General features: G+C 48.2%; 2 protein-coding genes and 4 pseudogenes. 2 read left to right on the plus strand and 4 right to left on the minus strand.

The window, feature by feature from the left end:
- The 3 genes and pseudogenes from MFF30_RS25155 to MFF30_RS25165 form a co-directional block, all read right to left on the minus strand.
- A pseudogene (locus MFF30_RS25155) lies at window positions 1-924 on the minus strand (IS630 family transposase); the annotation flags it as partial.
- Window positions 925-1,000: 76 nt separating this feature from the next.
- Window positions 1,001-2,020 (minus strand): hypothetical protein, encoded by a 1,020-nt coding sequence (locus MFF30_RS25160; RefSeq protein WP_238282961.1) that lies wholly within the window; start codon window positions 2,018-2,020, stop codon window positions 1,001-1,003.
- Between the two features lie 9 nt (window positions 2,021-2,029).
- On the minus strand, window positions 2,030-3,967 hold the full coding sequence (locus MFF30_RS25165) for a hypothetical protein (RefSeq protein ID WP_238282962.1): 1,938 nt from the start codon (window positions 3,965-3,967) through the stop codon (window positions 2,030-2,032).
- A gap of 272 nt (window positions 3,968-4,239) precedes the next feature.
- On the opposite strand from MFF30_RS25165, the pseudogene MFF30_RS25170 reads away from it, so the two are divergent.
- Window positions 4,240-4,809, plus strand: a pseudogene (locus MFF30_RS25170) (IS3 family transposase); the annotation flags it as partial.
- A gap of 20 nt (window positions 4,810-4,829) precedes the next feature.
- Here the strand turns inward: MFF30_RS25170 and MFF30_RS25175 are convergent.
- A pseudogene (locus MFF30_RS25175) lies at window positions 4,830-5,123 on the minus strand (IS110 family transposase); the annotation flags it as partial.
- A gap of 233 nt (window positions 5,124-5,356) precedes the next feature.
- Here MFF30_RS25175 and MFF30_RS25180 point away from each other — a divergent pair.
- Window positions 5,357-5,671: pseudogene (locus MFF30_RS25180) on the plus strand (integrase core domain-containing protein); the annotation flags it as partial.
- Window positions 5,672-5,985: the final 314 nt, after the last annotated feature.

Below are 5,985 nucleotides of genomic sequence, written 5' to 3' on the forward strand. Positions count from 1 at the left end.
AGTCGGGCGAGCGAGCCGGAAGAGGCAGCAGGGTGATGTTGTCTGGCACGCGCAGCTTCCTGGTGGTGTGCCAGCTGGCCTGATCGAGCAGGAGCACGGCGTGGGCGCCGGGCGCGCCGGTTGCTGAGATCTCTTCGAGGTGATGGGCCATGGCCGACGTGGTGCAACGGGGCATGACCAAGCCCGCGCCCACGCCTCTGGCCGGGCACATCGCCCCAAAGATGTAGGCTGACTGCGTGCGCTGATCCTTGGGGGCCGAGGGGCGTGTCCCGCGTGCTGCCCAACGCCGGGTCAGGGTGTTCTTCTGGCCGACGCGGGCCTCGTCACAGAACCAGACCTCTACAGGCTTGCCGCCGACAGCCTGCGCGATCTGCGCCAGACGGTCGGGGGAATCTTTTTAAAAGCTGCCGCGGCGTCTGGGTCCTGGGCGTGATGGCGCGGGCGAGCCGAGAGTTTGCGGTAACCCATCGCCCGCAAGACCCGGCTCAAGGTCTGCTCGGAGACCGATACGCCGTGATCCTCGGCCAGGATTTGCGCCAGATCGCACAACCGCCAGCGCACCACGCCGTGAGCGGCGGGCGTCGGCCCCTGTTCGATCAGGGCCTTCAGGAGATCGCGTTGCTCGGCGTTCAGGCACGGACGGGCACCGGGCGCTTTGCCGTCGATCAGCCCATCCGGACCGTCCGTGTTGAAGGCCACCACCCAGTCACGCACCGTCTGCAACCCGACCCCGCCGATCTCGGCGGCCTCCGAGCGCGAGCCCCCCGCCGCGATCACCGACAGCGCCAACAGGCGGCGGGTCTGGGCCGGATCACGCGATCCCTGGGCCAGGGCGCGCAAGGCTTGCGCATCAAAGTCCGACCGCAGCGGTACCGGAGCAGCCATCGCATCCTCCTCAGGCTTCAAACCCGAGGATTGAATCATAGCTCGCGCGGTACCGATACTCAGCGTGAGTCCTGCTCAACGAGGCTTGGTATAAGATAATTGTCTTTTGTTTGGTCTAGGTCGAATTCTTTAACCAGTTCTGAAGAGTATTATGATCAAACGGGTTGGTAAATGTTTTTTGAAGGTCTTTTCGATCTCTATATAATTTTCTATCTTTATATTCTATTTCTTCGCCATTTGTATAAAAGCCAAATGCCCATTGCAATTTTCCTAAAATAGTGTCTTCGTTTTTCTCGACTTGGCCTCTATACCATTTAAGTAGCTCAAATACAGTATAGCTACGGCCAGCATTTTTCTCAATCATTAACTCTCCGACGTGACTAATTTTAGTAAAATGATAAAATCTTAAAGAGTAATTATCAACTAATATTTGTCCTAGCTTGTTACAATAAATAGGCCTGTTCCGTATGTTCCAGCTGGCCACATTGTATCCTGGATCCCTAAGAACGAATACTTCATCAAAAAATGCCGGTATTAGATCGCACCATCTTTGATCAGTATAGATACCTTCCGACGCAGCTTCATAGCAATAAAGCTTGAGCCTTTCGTCCCACCAAGTCGCAAATTTTCTACCTTCAGTCGAATTTTTAACGGCTACAAACCCAAGGTTATAAACTCCGTGCAACAAAGCGCTCCTTTCATTTTCCCATATTTCGCTCGGCAATTTCTCCGGAGAGACCAAATGTGGGGTCAAAATAATAGAATTTGATTTTAGCAAATCGACAACTGGATCTAAATTATTAAATAAAGCAATATCAGGGTCAATGTAAAAAACTTGATCGGCCCCATTTTTAAAAATGAACTCTAACGCAGCACCCTTTACTGCAGTACAAAGTTCAATCACATTATGCTTAAATATCCAACCTTCTTGGTTTTCTTCTAATAGTTCATCAATCCACAAAACTCGATCAAATAACTCGTCCTCGATGCGAAATTCAACACCCTCTGGCAATCGATCAGAAATGCAGACCCATAAAGTCCAATCAGGATGAAACTTTTTTAGAGTCGAAGCTAATACGCGGGCTTTTGATAGGTAGGAGAAGCTAATGCTTGTAAAACAATGGATTTTAGTCATGTTTCTTTCCTAAGCATAAATTTCGACTAATGAAGAGTTATCAAGATTTAAAGTTCCTCTCTTTCTTGTGCTCCTCTGATAATTATAAATATCTTCAAAAGGTGCGTTGTCTTGGAAATATTTAAATAAGTCTTGTTTATCTGTCAGTAAAATGCCGCTCGAATACGCATTTATAAGATAAGCAGAGTTTCCACTATCTTCTCGCGCAACAACAAATGCTCCAGACAAAATAGATTCGCACGTAGAAAACGAGAATGTCTCAAAGCAAAGAGACCATTGTACGACTATATCGATGTCGTTTTTAATCAGTCTTTCAACCATTAGATTTCTATTTTCTAATCCTACTGAAGTTTCTACGAATTCTATATTGCTATGCCAACTCTTATTGGTTCCAAAGTGGTAGAATTCGTATCGCTCGTCTTTATCAAATACTGTTGCTAGCTCGGAAAAGACATGCCACCCTTTGTGAGATGAAGCCATACCTACAAACGCAACATTCAGCTTGGATTTTCGAACTGCAGGAACTAATTCTTTGCTAAAGATCATTTCACCATGCGGCCGTACAAGCATCTCACTAAACGTATAGGAGCTCTTTGCGCACCATAATTCTTTAATTGCCTCCGAGGGAAATAGTATCAATGGTTGTATTTCTCTGAAAAGCGACTTTACAGAGTCAATATGACTTAGCCTTTCAGCCCCATATACGCATATGCTGCATGACGCTGAATCTATATCTGGCGCCCAACAAAATTCGATATCGTTACGAAGCAGAGCGTAATTCGAACATAGAGTAGAACAATCATGAACCCAAAATGAGGTCTTTAAAGGGGCCACCATTCGGTATATTTTTGATAGTGAGTTTGTATTATGCCCAAGTATAGAATGAATAACTAAATAAAGCTTGAATTCATTTTTCTTCAAGATTTCTATTGATTTCAGAAAATTACTTACCGATATATTTCCAATATATTGACCGTCTAGGTTTAAATTTAGATTATATTCCGATTTAGGGCTTTGATTATATGCTAAGCTTGGACTAGAGGGAGAAATATGAATGTAGCAAATATTATTCAGATTCAATAGACTCTGTTCGTCTCTAATACAATTTTGTATGCCTCCAAAATTCGTAACATACGAATCATGGCTTATTGAAACAACAGCCTTTTGTATTGATTTACTTTTTATAATTTGACTAAATATGTAAATAAGAATAGAATCGTTTATTTCTTCACTGGATATAGTGTGTTGTTTATATTTTTCTGCTCTAACCATCATAGATTCAGAGTTTTCTATTACCTTACGTTCTTCTGAATACGGCCTGCGAAGCAGACGACCCTCGTCTTTTCCTGCTACTATATAATGATAAAAAGGATTTATGCCTGCGTCTAATACATCTGTGTTTGCTTCTAAGTATGATTCGACGCTGAAAGCTTGCGTTGGATTTCTTTTTTCACGCCATCCATATTCCAGAAAATGTGCTAGTGGGTTCAATCCCAATGATGACACGTCCTGATTTACTCTTAGATAGAATTTACTATCAAAATGCGGCTCTATAACTTTATATTCATGTTCTGAAAAAGATAAAGAAGGTTTTGAATCGTTATTTATTTCTGTATAATCTTGTGATCCGTCAATAATATCGGTAGCTTTTGAAAGCCTTGATTTGTTTTCAATAAAAAATTCGCAAAATCTACCAAAGCTGCCATCTTGCTTGAAAATGTCCGAAACCAAATATTGATTTATGTCGAACATAGGATCAAATGTCCGACCCTCTCTCCAGCCATACTCGACAAAATGTTTGAGTGGATCAATTCCAGCTACGAGTATATCCGGGTTTGATAAGAGGTAAAAATCTCTATCAAACAGTTTTCCAAAAACTGTTACTTTTCCTTCCAAATTATCATAATTGAAATTATTTTCATTACGGTCGTGAGCGTCATTTGACATTGTTTACCTCAGGTACTTAATTTAATATGATCATTTATACTTGATAAGTAGTGACAAATACCTTCCTATTTATCCAGTGCTGTCTGCTCGCAAAATCTTATTAGAGCCATTCGTTGGCGATTTAGCGGCAATGGCATCTACTGTAAAGGTGCGAGATAGACGATCCGGCGTAGGATCCATATAAATGCGATTTTGGCAGAAAGCGATTTTAAGACGGGATACTTATATGGCCTGCCCCCTGAAAAGTGGTCCTTCCTCTTGAAGGAGGCAGCTTCGGGAAACTTCTGAGCCCGACTCGCCGCCGGGCGTGTGTCGACTACGTCGTTGCCGAGCATGGCGTATCGGAACGCTTCGCCTGCCGTGTCCTGGGCCAGCATCGTTCGACCCAACGTAAGGCCGCCGTGGTGGTCGAGGACGAAGCTGCTCTGACGGCCGCGATCATCGCATTGGCCGTCCAGTACGGGCGCTACGGCTACCGTCGGATCACGGCCTTGCTCCGGCCTGACGGCTGGACGGTGAACGTGAAGCGCGTCGAACGAATCTGGCGGCGCGAGGGTCTCAAAGTTCCCGCTCGTCAGCCGAAACGGGCACGCCTCTGGCTCAACGACGGCTCCTGCCTGCGACTACGGCCCGAGCGGCCTGACCACGTCTGGTCCTACGACTTCGTTGAGCACCGCACGCACAACGGACGCAAGTACCGGATGCTGAACGTCATCGACGAGTTCACCCGCGAGTGCCTGGCGATCCGGGTCGCCCGTAAGCTGAAGGCGCTGGACGTGATCGACGTGCTCTCGGACCTGTTCAGTTTGCGCGGGGTGCCCGGTCATATCCGCTCGGACAACGTCCTACGTAGCGAGGAAGGACGGCTGCGGGCAAGCCCCACGGACGAGATCAGGCGCACGGCAAAGCCCGCCTGGAGCAGGCGCCAGGCAATCGGGCGGTGATAGTTGCCGGTCGCCTCGAACCCGCAGGTCACCGGCTGACCGAGATCGGCCAGGAGCGCGATCAGGCGGTCTTGCTCGGCACGGGTGTTGAGAACGCTCAACCGGCGTCGTCGGCCGGAGCCGGGCACCGCGATGAGGACCTCGTTGCGGGCCTTGGCCACGTCGATGGCTACGAGAACGCCGGCCGGCGGCGTAAGCTGTGGTCTGGTCATGGTTGATCCGTCTCCGGAATGAGGCTTCGAACACCGTCACTCTAGAGACCTGCCGATCTGCCATGACCGCCCAGGGCTGCGCGCTGCGCTCCGCATAGCTTCGCGCGCCGCTCCAGAGCCGTCGAGCCATCTTCCCGATGTGCTATGGCACCCACTTTACGACACCCGGCAACGTCGCTTCAGCCGCCTCCATCATTAAGGAAGCGATTGCAGCCGGCGAGACATTTCGGGCCCACAGCTTCGAGTCCGCCTGCGCCCGAAATGATATCGACCATCGCCTGACCAAGCCGCGGCGCCCTTGGACGAATGGGCAGGTCGAGCGAATGAACCGCACAATCAAGGATGCGACGGTCAAACGCTATCACTATGACAGCCACGACAAGCTCCGCGCCCATCTGGCCGACTTCGTCAGCGCCTACAACTTTGGCCGCCGCCTAAAGACGCTGCGGGGTCTCACGCCCTACGAAGCCATCTGCAAAGCATGGTCCGCCGAGCCTAGTCGCTTCAGGTCAAACCCGCTCCACCAAATGCCGGGACCAAACATCTAGTGAAATAAACATCCGTAGTATATTTTTATAATAATAATTTTTCCTCAATTAATTCAATAAAAGTTCTTAATGTAGATGTTTAATAATATGCTTATTAGTAAGCAATATATATTTTATTTACTATTTTACTATGTATTATATTTTAATAATACTTGATATTTTTTACTATAAGCATATTTTCCTAATTATTTCCAACCGCTAAGCACACTGCCGCTTGCTGGGTCCGCGCGCGCGGGGTAGCGCCAAGCCGAACGACAGGAGCGGATCGACCCATGGGTGCAACGACGACGACCGGGCGCAGCCTCACCGCCATC

Origin of the sequence: Methylobacterium goesingense (assembly GCF_022179225.1) — a bacterium.
Classification (GTDB): domain Bacteria; phylum Pseudomonadota; class Alphaproteobacteria; order Rhizobiales; family Beijerinckiaceae; genus Methylobacterium; species Methylobacterium goesingense.